The 16,247-nt window shown below is 34.6% G+C and carries 13 protein-coding genes; 1 reads left to right on the top strand and 12 read right to left on the bottom strand.

Annotation, left to right across the window (positions count from 1 at the left end; translation table 11 throughout):
- Nucleotides 1-27 precede the first annotated feature (27 nt).
- The 6 genes from ABW637_RS06735 to ABW637_RS06710 all read right to left on the bottom strand — a co-directional run bounded on the left by ABW637_RS06735 (nucleotide 28) and on the right by ABW637_RS06710 (nucleotide 8,830).
- Entirely contained in the window at nucleotides 28-210 is a 183-nt protein-coding gene (locus tag ABW637_RS06735) for a CPXCG motif-containing cysteine-rich protein (protein WP_367583878.1), read from the bottom strand.
- An 88-nt stretch (nucleotides 211-298) separates the two neighbouring features.
- The gene (locus ABW637_RS06730; RefSeq protein ID WP_445012714.1) at nucleotides 299-1,693 is read right to left on the bottom strand and encodes a TolC family protein; all 1,395 of its coding nucleotides are present in this window, start codon (nucleotides 1,691-1,693) and stop codon (nucleotides 299-301) included.
- Nucleotides 1,662-4,889 carry an efflux RND transporter permease subunit gene (locus tag ABW637_RS06725; RefSeq protein ID WP_367583877.1) on the bottom strand — a complete coding sequence of 1,076 codons (3,228 nt, stop codon included), beginning with the start codon at nucleotides 4,887-4,889 and terminating at the stop codon, nucleotides 1,662-1,664. Before ABW637_RS06725 ends, ABW637_RS06730 begins: the two co-directional genes overlap by 32 nt.
- Nucleotides 4,889-6,043 (bottom strand): efflux RND transporter periplasmic adaptor subunit, encoded by a 1,155-nt coding sequence (locus ABW637_RS06720; RefSeq protein WP_367583876.1) that lies wholly within the window; start codon nucleotides 6,041-6,043, stop codon nucleotides 4,889-4,891. Before ABW637_RS06720 ends, ABW637_RS06725 begins: the two co-directional genes overlap by 1 nt.
- A gap of 180 nt (nucleotides 6,044-6,223) precedes the next feature.
- On the bottom strand, nucleotides 6,224-6,682 hold the full coding sequence (locus ABW637_RS06715; RefSeq protein WP_367583875.1) for a MarR family winged helix-turn-helix transcriptional regulator: 459 nt from the start codon (nucleotides 6,680-6,682) through the stop codon (nucleotides 6,224-6,226).
- 222 nt (nucleotides 6,683-6,904) lie between these two features.
- Nucleotides 6,905-8,830 carry an ABC-F family ATP-binding cassette domain-containing protein gene (locus ABW637_RS06710; protein ID WP_367583874.1) on the bottom strand — a complete coding sequence of 642 codons (1,926 nt, stop codon included), beginning with the start codon at nucleotides 8,828-8,830 and terminating at the stop codon, nucleotides 6,905-6,907.
- Between the two features lie 58 nt (nucleotides 8,831-8,888).
- On the opposite strand from ABW637_RS06710, the gene ABW637_RS06705 reads away from it, so the two are divergent.
- Complete coding sequence (locus ABW637_RS06705; protein ID WP_367583873.1) at nucleotides 8,889-9,275, top strand: DUF983 domain-containing protein; 387 nt, start codon at nucleotides 8,889-8,891, stop codon at nucleotides 9,273-9,275.
- On the opposite strand, the gene ABW637_RS06700 is transcribed toward ABW637_RS06705, so the two are convergent.
- The 6 genes from ABW637_RS06700 to ABW637_RS06675 all read right to left on the bottom strand — a co-directional run bounded on the left by ABW637_RS06700 (nucleotide 9,267) and on the right by ABW637_RS06675 (nucleotide 16,244).
- Nucleotides 9,267-10,313, bottom strand: coding sequence for an NAD(P)/FAD-dependent oxidoreductase (locus ABW637_RS06700; protein ID WP_367583872.1), 1,047 nt, complete (start codon nucleotides 10,311-10,313; stop codon nucleotides 9,267-9,269). The genes ABW637_RS06705 and ABW637_RS06700 overlap by 9 nt on opposite strands.
- A 67-nt stretch (nucleotides 10,314-10,380) precedes the next feature.
- Nucleotides 10,381-11,271: a type IX secretion system ring subunit PorN/GldN gene (gene porN / locus ABW637_RS06695; RefSeq protein ID WP_367583871.1), complete on the bottom strand. Its 891-nt coding sequence runs from the start codon at nucleotides 11,269-11,271 to the stop codon at nucleotides 10,381-10,383.
- Between the two features lie 17 nt (nucleotides 11,272-11,288).
- Nucleotides 11,289-12,836, bottom strand: a complete 1,548-nt coding sequence (porM, locus tag ABW637_RS06690) for a type IX secretion system motor protein PorM/GldM (RefSeq protein WP_367583870.1) — start codon at nucleotides 12,834-12,836, stop codon at nucleotides 11,289-11,291.
- A 50-nt stretch (nucleotides 12,837-12,886) separates the two neighbouring features.
- Nucleotides 12,887-13,516 carry a type IX secretion system motor protein PorL/GldL gene (gene porL / locus ABW637_RS06685; protein WP_367583869.1) on the bottom strand — a complete coding sequence of 210 codons (630 nt, stop codon included), beginning with the start codon at nucleotides 13,514-13,516 and terminating at the stop codon, nucleotides 12,887-12,889.
- 80 nt (nucleotides 13,517-13,596) lie between these two features.
- Nucleotides 13,597-14,970: a T9SS ring complex lipoprotein PorK/GldK gene (porK, locus tag ABW637_RS06680; RefSeq protein ID WP_367583868.1), complete on the bottom strand. Its 1,374-nt coding sequence runs from the start codon at nucleotides 14,968-14,970 to the stop codon at nucleotides 13,597-13,599.
- A gap of 110 nt (nucleotides 14,971-15,080) precedes the next feature.
- On the bottom strand, nucleotides 15,081-16,244 hold the full coding sequence (locus ABW637_RS06675) for a formimidoylglutamase (protein WP_367583867.1): 1,164 nt from the start codon (nucleotides 16,242-16,244) through the stop codon (nucleotides 15,081-15,083).
- Nucleotides 16,245-16,247: the final 3 nt, after the last annotated feature.

Here is a 16,247-nt window from a genome sequence, read left to right as displayed (position 1 = left end):
AATGAGTTAATACTGAATATTTTATACCTATTGTTCTATGCTAATCGCTTCAAAAGATAGTAATTCTTGCTCTTCAAACCTTGGGTGCAGCTCAATAGGGTTGCAGCATACCTCGCAATCTTCTACATATATCTGATACGTAACAGACGGATCTAAAAGCATAGATATTTCTTCCCAGCAATATGGGCATTGAAAAAAGTGTTCGAACATAACTTCTTAAAAATAACGAATAAAAAAGACACTTCGACAGGTACACCCTGAGTATGTTGAAGGGTTCAGTGTGTACAAAAAGTTACATTTAAAATTCTACATTAAGCAACTGTCCTGTAAGCTGTAAGAGCTGTAATTCGGCAATTTTTGCATCGTATTTTGCACCATTTTTATTGGTCTCTGCCAAAATTAAGTTAATCTGTGCTTGTCTAAACTCAATAGAAGTAATCTGCCCAAGCTTAAAACGTTCTTGAGAACGTTCAAAATTGTTTTGATTCGTAATTACATTCTGTTGCTGGATCTTATATACCTTCAGTCTATTTATATAATTCCCTAAGGCATTAGCAATATCTCTCTGCACTTCTTTTGCTACCTGGGCCTTTACAATTTCTTGATTATCTAAAGCTATTTTTGCATTTTTTACTCTTGTTATTGTATTTCCACCATCAAAAAGATTCCAGGTAAGACTTACTCCGGCACTTAACGTATAGGTATCGGCAACATTGCCAGGAAAAAAAGCTGAGGGTGGGTTTCGGTTTTCATTCCAGCCATAAGACCCCGTAAGCCCCACGCTTGGTAAATATCCAGATTTGCTCACTTTAATATCATATTCACTAATCTGTATATTACTTTCATTTTGTAGTAATGTTACATTATTCTCTATAGATTTTTCTACATATTCATCTAAGGCAAGTTTTGGAATAAACTTTACAATAGTATCTACTTCAAATTCATTCTCTAGCTCATTATCGAGAATTACATTAAGATCTCTTTTGGTATTTCTTAATTGCTGTTTTGCATTTAATAAATTAATACTATCATTGGCTACATCTACTTGTGCATTAAGCACATTCAATTTTGTATTTTGACCATATTCAAACTGATAATTAGACCTTGAAACACGTTCTTGAGAAATTTGTAACGTTTCTTCTAAAATTTCTATATTCTCTGATAACCTCGCCACTTCATAATACACAGAAAACAACTGCAATATTGTATTTTCTATTGTTTCTCGAGCTTGTAATTCGGTAAGGTTGTATTGTTCTTTGAGCCGCTTATAATTATAAAATCGCCCTAAACCATCAAATAACGTATAACTAAGGTTTAAGGATGCATTATATCGTTGTGTTTCGGCATCGATTATCTCTATATCTGGTCGCGGGCGAGTAATGGTATCTGTGGTTCCTTCAACTGGTACTCTTTCTGTAGCTCCCGGAAAAGAAGTATTACTATTTGCAGATTGGTAATTGGCTCCTGCATTAGCTACCAATGAGGGTAAATAGCCAGAGTTAAGGATTCCTTTATTATTTTTGGCAACCTCTATAGTATTCGTGGCAATAAGTACTCCAAAGTTTTTCTCCAAAGTTAACCGTATAGCCTCACTTTTTGTTAATTGCTGTGCAATTACATGATCAGAGATCAAAGGCAAAAATAACATCAATGTTATATATCTATACCTGCAGTTCTTCTGCTTGCTCTTCATATTCTGAATTTTGTTCTTTAATAGCCCGTTCTACTTCTTCTTTAGTAATTTTGTTTCCGGTAATTAACCATTTGGTGCCGACCTTAAAATTATTACTAAAAGATAAAAATAACGGTAGCATTAATAAAGTAAGTACAGTTGCAAAACCAATCCCATAGGCTATAGAAATTGCCATAGGCTTTAAAAACTGTGCTTGTCTGCTTTTTTCTAATAACAAAGGCGCTAATCCTGCAATAGTGGTTAATGAAGTAAGAAATATAGCTCTAAAACGTGATCGTCCTGCCTCGTATAATGCATCATTAAATGTAAGCCCTTGTCTAAGATAACTGTTGAATTTTTCTATCAATACCAATCCATCGTTAACCATAATACCAATAAGCGCAATAATTCCCAGGGCAGATAATATATTGATCGAAAAACCATGTATAAAATGCCCCCAAGCTACCGCAGTTAAGCTAAATGGTATTAATAATAACAGCAATAAAGGTTGACTATAACTTCTAAACGTAAATGCTATGGTGATATAGATCAAGAAAAATACAATGGGAAATACAACTCCTGCAGATTTTGATATTTTTGAAGCCTCACGATTTTGACCTTCAAAAGAAGCTGTTATTGTTGGGTATTTTGCCTGTAAATCTGGCATTACAATCGTTCTGATTTCATCTAAAATATCGGTAGCACTTTGACTAGGATCTTTTAAATCTGAAGATATCTGAATTTCTCTTTGTCCTTCTAGGTGATTAATCGCTTCATCTCCCCGTTCTATAGTATAGTTTGCGATCTCTTTTAACGGAATTTTATCCCCAGTCAAGGTAGCAATTCGCATCTCATCTAAATCATTAATTGAAGATCTATTCTCTCGGTCATAACGCACCCAAACCCTGATTTCATCCTGTCCTCTCTGAAATCGTTGTGCTTGTACTCCAAAAAAACCTGCCCGTACTTGATTCATTACGCTACGCAGATCTAATCCAAGTAAATAAGCATTTTCTTTAAGTTCTAAGCGAATTTCTTTAATCCCAGCCGGATCATTATCAGCCACATCTTTTAATCTTGGGTCGTCTTCTAAAATCTTTTTTAGTTCAGTTTTTGCGGCTTTCAACTCTTGGATATTATTACTCAATAAGGATACAGACACAGGGCTTCCTCCAAAATTACCTCCTGATCCAAAAATTAATCGCTCTGTACCGAAAACAGGCCCCACTTTTTCTCGTAAACGATTAGCAACCAAGGCAGAATTTATAGCATCGGGACGCTCTTCTCCTGGTAACATATTAATATTTAACGACGCACTAGAAGAAGCATTAATATTTTTTATAATATTCTCAAAAAGTTCCTTGCCTTCATATTCCTCATCTTTCAAAAATTCTTCAGTTAGTTCTTTATTTACAATCCATGCTTTTTCCTCAATCATTGAAATAATAGAGTCAGTAACTTTTTCATTAGTTCCGTTAGGCATGCCTAAATCAACTTGCACTCTATCACTTGCTATCCTTGGAAAAAGTGTAACTCCAATCACCCCACCTCCAATCGAACCGATAGTAAGTATAAGAGCTGCAGCAAAAAAAGCAAATGTTAATACCTTATTTTTTATAGTAAATAACAATGCCGGGCTGTACATTTTATCACGAAGCCATTTCATGATCTTGTCCCCAAACGCATTGATATATCGCATTTTTGAAAAAAAGTTAGCAATACTGCCTTTAGGAACATCATTTTTTCTTGCTCTTAATGCTTTAGAATGTGCTAAATGCGCAGGAAGAATAATCAAGGCTTCTACTAAAGAGACCACTAGCGTAAGAATCACAATGGTTGAAACTTCGCCAAAAAACTCTCCGATTCTTCCATCCAAAAATAAGAATGTCGAGAATGCAAGTATTGTTGTTACAATTGCCGAAACTATAGGTGGTATTACCTCCATAGTACCGTCAATTGCCGCTTGAACCGGGCTCTTACCTTTTTCGTAATGTTGATAAATATTCTCGGCAATTACAATACCATCATCGACCAAAATACCGATCACAATAATCATCCCAAATAACGACAACACATTAATGGTTACATCAAATTGACCAGCAAAAATAAACATCCCCAAAAAAGCTACGGGCAATCCAAAAGCTACCCAAAACGCTAATCGGGTATTAAGAAACAGGGATAAAAAGGTCAGTACCAGAATCATCCCAATAATAGCATTTTCGGTAAGCAAAGCTGTTCTTTGATTTAATGTAATAGACAAATCACGAACTACATTAAGCTGAACGTTGTTATACTTTTGATTAAACTCCTCTATATATACTTTCACCTTATCGGCAGACGATATTAAGTCTTCATTATTGGTACTGGTCACTGTAATATTAACAGAGAGATCTTCATTGAAATAAGAAGCATTTGGAGTTTCAGAAAACCGATCTCTTACTTTGGCTACATCTTTTAATCGTACTACCCTACCTGATGGGTCGGCTCTTACAATCAAATTTGATAGTTCATCTCCATAATACGATCTATTATTAGCTCTTATTAGGTATTCTTCTGCACTGGTTTTTATATTTCCACCGGTAACCAGAATATTTGCATTGCCCACTGCTTGGGCGACTTCATTAAAACTTAGATTATAAGCAAGTAAATTATTCTCATCGACAGCTATCTCTATTTCTTCTTCCGGATATCCCGAAATACTGATTTGAGAAATCCCATCAATAGCACGAAGATCATTCTCGATCTGTCTCCCTATTTGTTTCAAGGTTGCTAAGGGTATATCGTTTCCGCTCACAGCAAAACTAATCGTTTGCCTTATTTCTTCGCGCTTAGCCACAATCAAAGGCTCCATACCGATAGGAAATGAAGGTACGCGGTCTACAGCGTTTTTTACTTCTAAAAGCATGAAATCTATATCTTCATCTTTCGTAATTTCTACGGTAATGGTCCCACTATTTTCCTGTGAGGTAGATGTTACTCGATCTACCCCTTCGAGGCCTTTAAGATTATCTTCTATCTTAAGCACCACTCCTTCTTCAATTTCTTGAGGAGAAGCCCCGGGGTACGTAACATTTATATTTATGATTTTGGAATCTACAAGAGGAAAAAACGAAGATTTTAAGGACAATGCCCCTACAATCCCAAAAACGAAAAATGCAAGCACAATGACGTTAACTGCTACATGATACTTAATAAAATATGCGATTACCTTTCTCATTATTGTGCCGCATTTCGATTAGATTGATCTGCAGTTCCTGTTTTTTTTGAGCCATACACAGAAATTAACATTCCGGCATATGCCCCAGGAACACTTTTAGACAGGATTACGGTCTCGTTTGGCACTCCTTTTAGCACAACTTTTTTATCCGAAAAGTACACCGGGTTTACATCAACGACATCTAAAATACTATCCCTTACTACAAAAATTTTATTGCCTTCCTGAAGTAAACTACGATCAATTTCGATGGCATTTTCTTCTTTCTTGGCATCTAAATTCGCTTCAAGATACATTCCTTCTTTAAGTGAAGGTTCTGCCACTTCTATAAATGCAGTTATTGTTTGGGTCGCTTGATCTACCCTACTATTAATTCTGGTTACAATCCCTGTGTATGTTTTGGTTTTGTTAAGGTTCGTAAGTTCAACTGATTTACCTATACGCAAAAGATCCCCATACTCCTTACCAATTGCTACCTGCATTTCATACACATCGGTGTCAATATATTCACCCAATTTTTGTCCTTGACGAATTAAAGTACCTTCATTCACTAAGGCTTCTGTAAGTACACCTTCAAAAGGAGCCGAAATAGTATACTTTGCCAAACGTTGTTCTAGATTTTTTACATTGTAGTATGTCGTATAAATATTTCTTCCCGTAATGAAGTATTTTTCTTTTTCTGAAGTAGTTTCGGGTAACTTAGGAGTCACCTTGTTCATATCAAAATTATTAAGATAACTTTGCCATTTATCATAAATCTCTGGATAATCTAATCGCAGATCTGGCATGATCGAAGTAACAAGGTTATACAAATTGCTTTTGGCTGATTGTACACTTGCATAATACTCTGAAGCATCAATACGTATTAATGCTTGTCCTTTTTTATATTTCTGCCCTGTTTTAAACAATTTAGATCCGCCTTTAAAAATCCCTTGAACTTCGGCATATAACTCTAGCCTTCTTTTTGCAGTTAAATTACCATTCGCTGCGATTTGAATTGAGATAGTTTCATTCTTTATCGTATCTACAAAAACAGTTTTAATTACCTTGGTTGGCCTGGGCTTGGGCCTGGTTTTACTATCTATTATTTTTTTAGCAAAAAATACAGCTCCTGCAATTAGTAACAATCCCAGAATAGAAAGTATTATGTTTCTCATACAAGCAATTTTGTTTAGGCTTTTGTCAAAAAATACCTACACAAAACTATCAACAACAAGACTAGTTTGCCGTTAAAAAACTCATAAAAGTTAATCTGCACTTTTTACCAATCTACCAAAACAAAAAAAACATCTACCAGGTAGATGTTTTTTGCTATTAAAATATGTAATCAAATACTATTATTCTTCTGCAATTTCTACAATCTTAGCTTTTATTTTTTTCAAGGTACCGATTAGATTCTCGATCTCTTCCTCTGTGAGACTTTCCTGAACGGCAGGAACCAAATCATACATAATTGGTCTTACTTTCTCAATAACCTCTTTACCATGATCAGTTAGAAAAATACGATTAACTCTTCTATCGTTTTCATCACTTTTTCGTTCCACAAGATTTTTACTTTCCATTGTATTGACTAGTCGAGTCATAGAAGTTTTATCTCTATGGGTAATGAAGGCCAAGTCATTTTGAGGCTGTCCATCATTTACATGTAACCGTTTTAATACACTCCATTGCTCTTTAGAAAGGTCTAACCCGTTCTCACCAAATGCTTTTTGGACTAAAAATCCAAAATCATAGTGAATCTTACCTACCCAAGATAATGCGTGGGCATTTAGATCGATGGCTTTTGTATTATTCATAAACACTTATTATTTAGTTTTCTGACACAAAAATATCTATAAAATTTTAGTTGTACCTGCTGCTAACGATAAAAATATCACAAAAGTATCCTACGGTTTTTAACTTAACATTAAGGTAACAAATAGCCATTTCAGAAATCCTTAAAAAAAGAATTGATCAAATAACAATAGTATAATTTGAGCGTGAAATATTGATGAATTTTTCAAAAAACCTCCTTTTTGCTACCCATTTGTTATCGAATCAATTTCTTCCTGAATTTTTTCCCAATTACCCATTAACGTTTCTAATTCGTCCTTTTTTGCCTGGTATTTATCAAAAAAATCAGGTTGTGCTATTGTTTTATCATAATCAATAACCAATTCTGTATCTATTTCTTTAATTTCTCTTTCGAGTTTATTGATTTTAGATTCTATGTTACTTAATCTATTATTTAACGATTTAAGCTTCTTCTGATCTTCATACGATTGCTTTGCCGTCTCTTTAGTTTCTAAAACCGATGACTTGGTTTGCTTATCTTTCTTTTCGATTTCCCGAAGATCACTAACTCTTCTTTCTTCTAGATAGAAATTTATATCTCCCAGATATTCTTTAATTTTTTTATTTTTAAACTCATACACTGTATTGGTCAAGCCTTGTAAAAAATCCCTATCATGAGATACTAAAATTAGGGTTCCTTCAAAATTCCCTAAAGCCCCTTTAAGCACATTCTTTGATTTAATATCCAAATGATTTGTTGGCTCATCCATTATTAATACATTAAATGGCTGTAAGAGTAGCTTACAGAGTGCTAATCGATTTCGTTCTCCTCCAGAAAGTACTTTTACTTTTTTATCAACTTCGTCTCCTCTAAATAAGAACGACCCTAACATGTCGCGAACTCTACTTCGGGTTTTTTCATTTGCCGCATTGATCATCGTATCATGAACAGTTAATTCACCATCCAAATATTCTGACTGGTTCTGCGCAAAATAACCGATCTGTACATTATGACCTAACTTAAGCTCGCCTGTATAAGGCACTTCATTATTTATCATTTTTGCTAAAGTAGACTTACCTTGACCATTCTGACCTACAAATGCAATTTTTGAGCCTCGTTCAACTAATAAATTAATCCCACTTAAAATTTCTTTATCCCCATAGCTTTTACCCGTATTTTTTGCTTCGACAACCACCTTTCCTGGCTGTACGCTTATCGGGAAATTAATATTCATTACAGCATTATCATCCTCATCTACTTCTATTCTCTCGACCTTATCTAACTTCTTGATTAAAGATTGCGCCATAGAAGCCTTAGAGGCTTTAGCTCTAAATTTTTCAATAAGCTTTTCGGTTTGTTCGATTTGTTTAGATTGGTTTTTTTGTGTGGCCAGTTGCTGCTCTCGTAACTCTTTGCGAAGCACCAAATATTTAGAATATGGTTTATTATAATCATAGATACGCCCCAGAGAAATTTCTATAGTTCTATTGGTAACATTATCCAAAAACATCTTATCATGAGACACAATAACCACAATACCTGCATAATTTTTCAGGAAGTTTTCTAACCAAATAATAGATTCTATATCAAGGTGGTTTGTTGGCTCATCTAGTAATAGGATATCATTATTTTGCAATAATAATTTAGCCAGTTCAATTCGCATACGCCAACCTCCCGAAAATGTATCGGTTAGATTATTAAACACTTCTCTTTCGAATCCAAGTCCTTGTAAGACTCTTTCTGCTTCACCTTGATAGTTGTACCCTCCTAGAATCTCATAATGATGCGTAAGATCACTTAAATCGGTAATAAGTTGATTATATCCATCACTTTCATAATCTGTACGTTCTGCTAATTGAGCATTGATGGCGTCTATTTTGCGCTCGGTATCTTTAATTTCTATAAAAGCCTCGTAAGCTTCTTCAAGTACTGTACGGCCTTGTATAAAATCGATATCCTGTTTTAGAAAACCGATCTTTACTTCTTTATCCATGGCAATTTGCCCAGAATCTGGCTCTTGCTCTTTTGACAAAATTTTAAGCATCGTAGATTTCCCTGCTCCATTCTTTCCTACCAATCCTACGCGATCTCCTGGAGTTAACATAAAGGTTATCTCTTCAAAAAGATACTCCCCTCCAAACGAAATCGACAAGTTATGTATGTTTAACATCTGCTTTAGAATATTTTGTGCAAAGATGATTAATTTTGTGCTAGCAAAAAAGCCACTTATGAACTTCTTAAAAGGAACTAAAATTTATAGCATTTTTACAGGAAGTTGCCCTGTATGCCAACAAGAAAGTATGTATGAAGAATCTAATCCCTATAAATTAAGTCAGACCTTAAAAATGCAGGAACGTTGTAGCCATTGCAGCACCAAATATAAAATGGAACCTTCTTTTTTTTATGGTGCTATGTATGTGAGCTATCCAGTAGGGATTGCATTTGCCGTTGCTGCTTTTGTGATTAGTTATTTGCTGCTTAACTTAAACTTAGTAGTAACTTTTCTAGTCATCGCAGGAACAATGATTCTTTTTTTACCTGTTATTTTAAGGTTATCCAGAAATATCTGGATCAATTTCTTTTTGCATTACGATAAAAAGAGAAGTTTATCTTAATTTTTCAAACCGCTTAATATCAATTTCCTCATCCAAAGGAGTATCATTTTGGATGTGATAATATAAATTTTCACTAACCGACGGACCGATTAATATTCCGCGGCTACCCAATCCATTAAGAATATGAACATTTTGATAACTAGGATGTGTCCCTACCAATGGTCTTCGATCTCTTACTGTGGGTCTAATTCCCGCAACTTGATCTATAATTTCATATTCGACCTTTAAAAAACGTTCTAATTTTTCTTTTAACTCTACTTTTGCAGCACTGGTTGTTTGTGAAGATTTATCTTGGTTATTATAGGTTGCACCAACCTTATACAGGTCATTCCCTAACGGAATAATAAATATGGAAGATTTTACCGCTTCTTTTAACTTTAAATCAATAGATTTAATAATAATATATTCGCCCTTATTCCCCACTAGTGGCAAATAATTGAAAAACGGATTGTCTTTAAGCCCGAACCCTTCAGCAAAGACAATATTTTTAGCCTTTATCCCTTTATACTCAATATGAGTATTTTTTATACTTATTTTATCATGCTCAAAAGATTCATTGACCAGACCTTTCTTTTTGTCGATGTATTGTAAATAGGATGACAACATTTTTTCTATCGCAATCTTACCTGTCTTTTTTACCGCTCCGTATCGATAAGGAATTTCTAAAGCAGGGTTTCTATTTTCTATGAGTTCTGAAGAAAGAAACTGATCTAAAATAGGTTTATCACAAGCTTCAAACCAAGTATTTTGTTCTTCTATAGAATTAAATCTCCTATATATAGGAAGCTCAAAAACCAGCTGTTCCTGAAGCTTAGCTTCTATAGACTTATAAAAAGGCACTGCTTTATGTAGTTGTTCTAAAGATTGCCATGCAGCCGTAAAACGTTTTAATACAACTGGGTTATAAAGTCCTCCGGCCACCCTGGAGGATTTATGGGAATAATTCTCAAATACAATATAAGAGTTACTGTTATTATCTAGATGTTCAACAAACGACAATCCCGATAATCCAAACCCAACAATAATATAATCTAGCATGGTCCAAAAATAGCAAAACGCCCGGCGAATTGCCGGGCGTTTGTATATAATTATTTATCTACAGAGTTTAGTAACTCCACATATCCATCTCAAAATTTCGGATACTTTCTTTAATTCTTTCACTCTCCAGAAGCTGCATCAAAGCGTTGTCTACGATATAATCATTAATCGAACGGTCACCTTGTTCATTATCTTCTTTATAAATCACAGAATTAAAGCGTCTTGCATTAAGTATATGATCCAAAGTAAAAGGCATTGAAGTATTTCTTCTATTAAAAGCCGATGAATTATGAAGAATCTCTCTTACATCTGGATACCATACCCAGAATAAAGCAACCATATCCGGCTCATCGTCATCAATAAAGTTAACATCCGGAGCTACAGGAGCCAATCCAAGCATTCTGTATCTTAATTCTCCTTGACGCTTATCAAAATACCAATATCCTCTTATTTTATATTCTGCAATATCAGCAGAAGAAATATCTCTTCTGTTAATATACTGAGGATCTACAGTCTCTCCTGCGTTATACTGCTCATATCCTAAATCTGTAGTGTCAATTTTAGACATTGTAGACTCTAGGTCTTGAAATGTACGAGTTTCTGTAAAATATGAATCTGAATAAATATTCTTAATCTTTCCGCTTTTGATATTTGCCACCAACACATCATATAGTGATCGACGATTTACGCCAATATTATTAGTATCAATAGGGTAATACAGCGGGAAATTTATACGCTCATCAAGATCAATAGTCTCCCATGTAGTCTTTGCCCATAATACATCACGCTTATCAACATAACCATATTCTAAAGGATGGTCATTATCATATAGGATCTGCTCTGCCGTCTTCTTACCTATATCATCTGGCGTATCAGCATTTAAAACGTTGGTCTGACCATATGAAATAATCGAAACGAATAGACCTAAAACGGTTAATATAAAATTTCTCAAATTCATAACTAATTAATTTATTTTTAATTTGTTAACTCAACAATAACTGGAGATATTTTCTTCAACTTATATCCAGCATTAGTAGTTAACTGTGCTTTTATATCAATAATCTGTACAGACGAACCTCGTTTAGCCTTACGTAAAGCAGATTTCGCTTTAGAATCTAATCTACCTCTACGAACACTAACTGTTGGTTGTCCTTCAACTTTAAATTTAAATCCAGTTACCTTTAGTTTAATATCAAAATCAAAGTCAGGTAAAATAGCTCCAATAGATGAAATCTCTAATGCATTTCTAGCCATTTTGATAGATCCATCCTCACCACGTACAGTTCCTACTGGTCTTGGAATATCTTTGATTCTAAATTTCTTACTGTCACTTACTACAGTACCATTTGCAAGCTTACCACTTACTTTGATTGCTACTTCACGTGATTTAACGGTAGTAACATTCATCATGTATTTACCAGCACCTCCAACTTTTCTTAAACCAGGAGCTTTAGCATTTACATTAGGTACACCTGGAATAGAAATTGTCATTGGGTTATTAACACCACGATAAACCACATTCATTTTATCTGCAGATATTACAGCAGAATTTGGTCTAGGAATTACGGTATAAGAACTTTTGATTGGAATTTTTACAATAGAATCACCTTCTTTAAATTCAAGTTCACCGGCAACATCTCTTTCACCAACATTACCTGCAGGGAAATCAAGCATAATTTGTCCGTTTTGTACTTCTGTCTGCTCTTTACCGTTAACCATAACTTTAGTTGGCTTAAGTGTAGCGTCAAATCGTCCAAGAACAATTCTACCTTTAAACTTCTCTCCACTAAAGAAAGCTGTTTTATCGGCTACTACAATTGCCTCATAGTTACTAAATGAAAGTTCAGATGCTTGTTGTCCTGCTAATAAAGCAGAAAGCACTTTACTCTCTGTAGTTTTAACATCAGCTTGCATTTGAGTAAGCTTAGTTAACGTTGCAACTAATGGAAAACCTTCAAAGTTGTAGTTTAACCATTTTTTATTTACTCCTGATCTATCCTTTACATCATCAGTAGAGAAAGTTTTTATAACATCATTAGCAACTGATGCATCAACTTCTTTTACTTCTTTAATTGCTGCGGATACACCATCTCTATATTTTGAAACATTGTCAAGAAATTCCTGAGCTCCAGGGGTAACTTTACCTCCTGCAAAAAACTTTTGATCCAAAGTTGTAGACTTATCCATAGCCTCATAATCAGTAGGATCACTTAAATCTGCAATAATTTCAGATTTGACCTTATCAAGATAAGCGTTAAACTCGTTAGACAAAACACTGATTTGATCTGCCTTTTCTTTTAATGGTGTATATTTTTCTGGCTGTTCTGCAACTTTTTCTGCAAGACCAGTCATAAATGAATTATTACGTTCTGTAGAGATTACATTTGATTCTGCCAGCTTTTCGTTCATTAAACCGAATGCTGATAATACCTCTTTTGACATATTTAATGCCATCATCGCGATGAAAACCAGGTACATCAGGTTAATCATCTTCTGCCTTGGGGATAATTTTCCTCCTGCCATATTCTTCTTAGATTTTGGTAGTTATTATAAAATATTTACTTAAGAGTTAACTAGCTTCTATTCATTGCTGTTAACATACCACCATATACTCCATTAAGAGAAGAAAGGTTACTTGTAAGGCTTTCCATCTGCTGTTTAAGCTGTTGAGCATTGTTCGCTATAGCCTGATTAGCTTCTACTTGAGATGCAGAAGATTCTAGCTGTACCTTATAAAGACTATTCAAAGATTCTAATTGAGCAGCAGCTTTTGACATCTCTTCACTATATTTCTTTTGACCTTGAATAGAATCAATAGTTGGCGAAATACCTTTTGCAGCTCCTTCAAAATTACGAATACTCTCTCCAAGACTACTCATAAGTGATGAATCTACTCTAGCTTCTTTTAACATTTCATCTAATTTTTTAGACAATAATCCTTCTGGAGTAGCTTCTCTATCTTTTTTATCTTTTTTATTTCCTCCTGCTAATTCTGGGTAAACTAAAGACCAATCTACTTCATCATCTACTGGTTCGAATGCAGAAACTGTAAATACGAAAGCTTCTGTAATTAGACCAATAATAAGCATTTGATTACCAAATGGCCAGTGCATAATTTTAAAAAGTGCACCTAATATTACAACGGCCGCTCCTAGACCGTATACCATGTTCATTAATTTTTTGCTTGCTTTTGAATTTGCCATAATAAATTTGTTTTGTTTTGTTTTTTAAATCTAAATTTTAAAAAAAAGGGTTAGTAATTAAGTTGATAGAATTTTGGGACTTATTTTTGATTCTGAGTATTATCTTCACCAGTCACGTCAGTACCCATATAGTCCTGAACGGTTCTAAATCCAATATAACTCCTAGCAGAATCTGCATATTCGTAATCTCTGGTACTTACTTGTAGGAAATAAGCAACATCTTTCCAGGATCCACCACGCACAACTTTACGCTTATTATCATCATCATTAACATTTGGGTTCATTGATGAAACGTATTCATATGCTGAGGGATCATATGATGACTGTACCCACTCTGAAACATTACCTGCCATATTATATAAGTTATAATCATTTGGCTCAAATGTTTTGGCTTCTACAGTATATAAAAAGTTATCTGCTGCATAGTTTCCTCTAAGAGGTTTGAAGTTTGCCAAGAAACAACCTCGGTCGTTTAGTGCATAAGGACCACCCCATGGGTAAGTCGCTGATTCTAGACCTCCTCTAGCAGCATACTCCCATTCTGCTTCTGTAGGTAGTCTAAAATAGTTCACGAATTCTTTACCTTTTTTCTTTTGGAATGTGTTTTTTTCTATGGTTCTCCATCTGCAGAAAGCTTTAGCTTGTTCCCAAGAAACTCCAACTACAGGATAATCGTCGTATGCGCTATGCCAAAAATAGTCATTGTGCATAGGCTCATTATATGAATAATTAAAATCTTTAATCCAAACCGTAGTATCAGGATATACTTTAATCACTTCTTCTTTTACAAAATCTTTTCTTCCACCTTTTCTTGCTCTAGCTGCAGCTTGAATATCCATCCAAGTAAATCTAAACTCGAACTTACTAACATCTAAAGTACGTCTTCCATTATAGGATTCTTCTAATGGAATATACATGGTATCCATAACTTCAGCATAAAACTCATCAGGATAATCCTCGATATCCCACTCGATATCCATATCCTTATTAAGAGCTCTACCTTCGTAACCGGTTTCTCCTGTACCACTATAGTTGTCGTACATATATTTTTCGTAAACTGACATGTCTTCGGTATCTGCATCTAAGAATGCATATTCGCCGATACCATCATCACCAGGGGCCTTACCTAACTCATCAGCCATAATAGCAAGTCTCATTCGGATTACAGAATCACGAACCCAATTAACAAATTGTCTATACTCACTATTGGTGATTTCGGTTTCATCCATATAAAATGAACGAACGGTAACCATCTTGGTAGGTGCGTTTGCTAACGCTGCTTTGTCATCATCCGACTTACCCATAATGAACGATCCTCCGGGGATGAGGGCCATTCCATATGGCTTTTGTGGGTGCCATTTTTTTCCTTGTGCTCCGGTCAATTCTCCGCGGCTTCCGCCTCCACAACTGTAGAGCATTGCTAAAATAGCAAAGAGTGATACAAATTTCTTCATAACGTGTTTTAGGTTAAGATCTTCTAGATTTAAGGACGTAAACCTATTTATTTATTTCCAGAAAAACAATTTTTTTCTAAAAAAAACCTTAAATCTACCTAATAAAAATGTTAAACTTCGTTTTTTCGTTTTGCCTTATACCATCTTTCAGGTATTTCTTGATTACAAGCACGCTCATAATCGTTGTATGTGCAAGGTAATAACGTATGTCTTTGCAATTTATTATTGCCAGATGAAATAAATGGTATTTCTATCCACCATCTTCCTGTTTTGGCACTCTTATAAAAGGACAATATTTCATCTTCTACAGGAACATTATAATGTAATGTACTTTTTAAATTTTTTATATTAAGTTCATTAGACCTATAATTTACTCCTTCTATAAAATACCAAATGATTTGAGCAATCAACATGGACAAGGCTTCTTCATTTTTGAAATTTTTAAACTCATAAATCCCAAAACTCTTTACCTTATCACTTATTCCTGCATAACGCGATATGGCGCATATTTCTCTTCCATCAAAACCATTGGGAGAAGACACCAATCCATTCATACTGGTATAATCCATAACTCCCAGATCTATCGACACAATATCTGCATCTCGCATAATGGGCTCTACAATAGTCACATCTGAAATCACCTCCCCTAGACGATAGGCATCAAAATATAATTTCTCGATAAGATCTATTTCTTCTTGCGGGTTAAAATAAGTCTGATACCCTATATTACTATAATTAAACAAATTATAAGGTTGCTCTACAATAATTTTACCCACAAACGAAGTATTGGTTATCGGTTCTGAAGAATTCCCTAAATCAAATCTATGATCAACATTAGCCAGATTCACCATTTGTTCTAATATATCGAAAGACCTATATTGTGCATATACCAAATCCTGACTACCCCCTATAATTATCGGAATAATATTTCCTTGTAATAAAGTAGACAAAACTTCTTGAACCAAATAATAGGTATCACTAACTTCATTACCTGGAGTAACATCTCCCAAATCAATTATAGTACTCCCCCAATTTCCCGGATAAAGTTCATAGAGAGATTTTCGTACGGTGTCAAAATTCAATTTCTCACCTAGAAAATTAACATCATTCCTATTTTCCTGAATACCCAGAATAGCAATATCTACTTTTTCTAAGTCAGGAACCCCATTCTCTGCTGTGTGGATTTTGATTTGTTTTCCTAGCGAGTGATCAGAAAGTAACTTGGTATGCGCTGCTACTAAATCACTTACCGGTGCAAGAAATTCGAAAGACATGTA

The organism is Aquimarina penaris (genome assembly GCF_040786285.1).
In the GTDB taxonomy this organism is placed as follows: domain Bacteria; phylum Bacteroidota; class Bacteroidia; order Flavobacteriales; family Flavobacteriaceae; genus Aquimarina.
The sequence above is the reverse complement of the archived record's forward strand: the minus strand, read 5'-3'. Positions and strand labels throughout refer to the sequence as shown.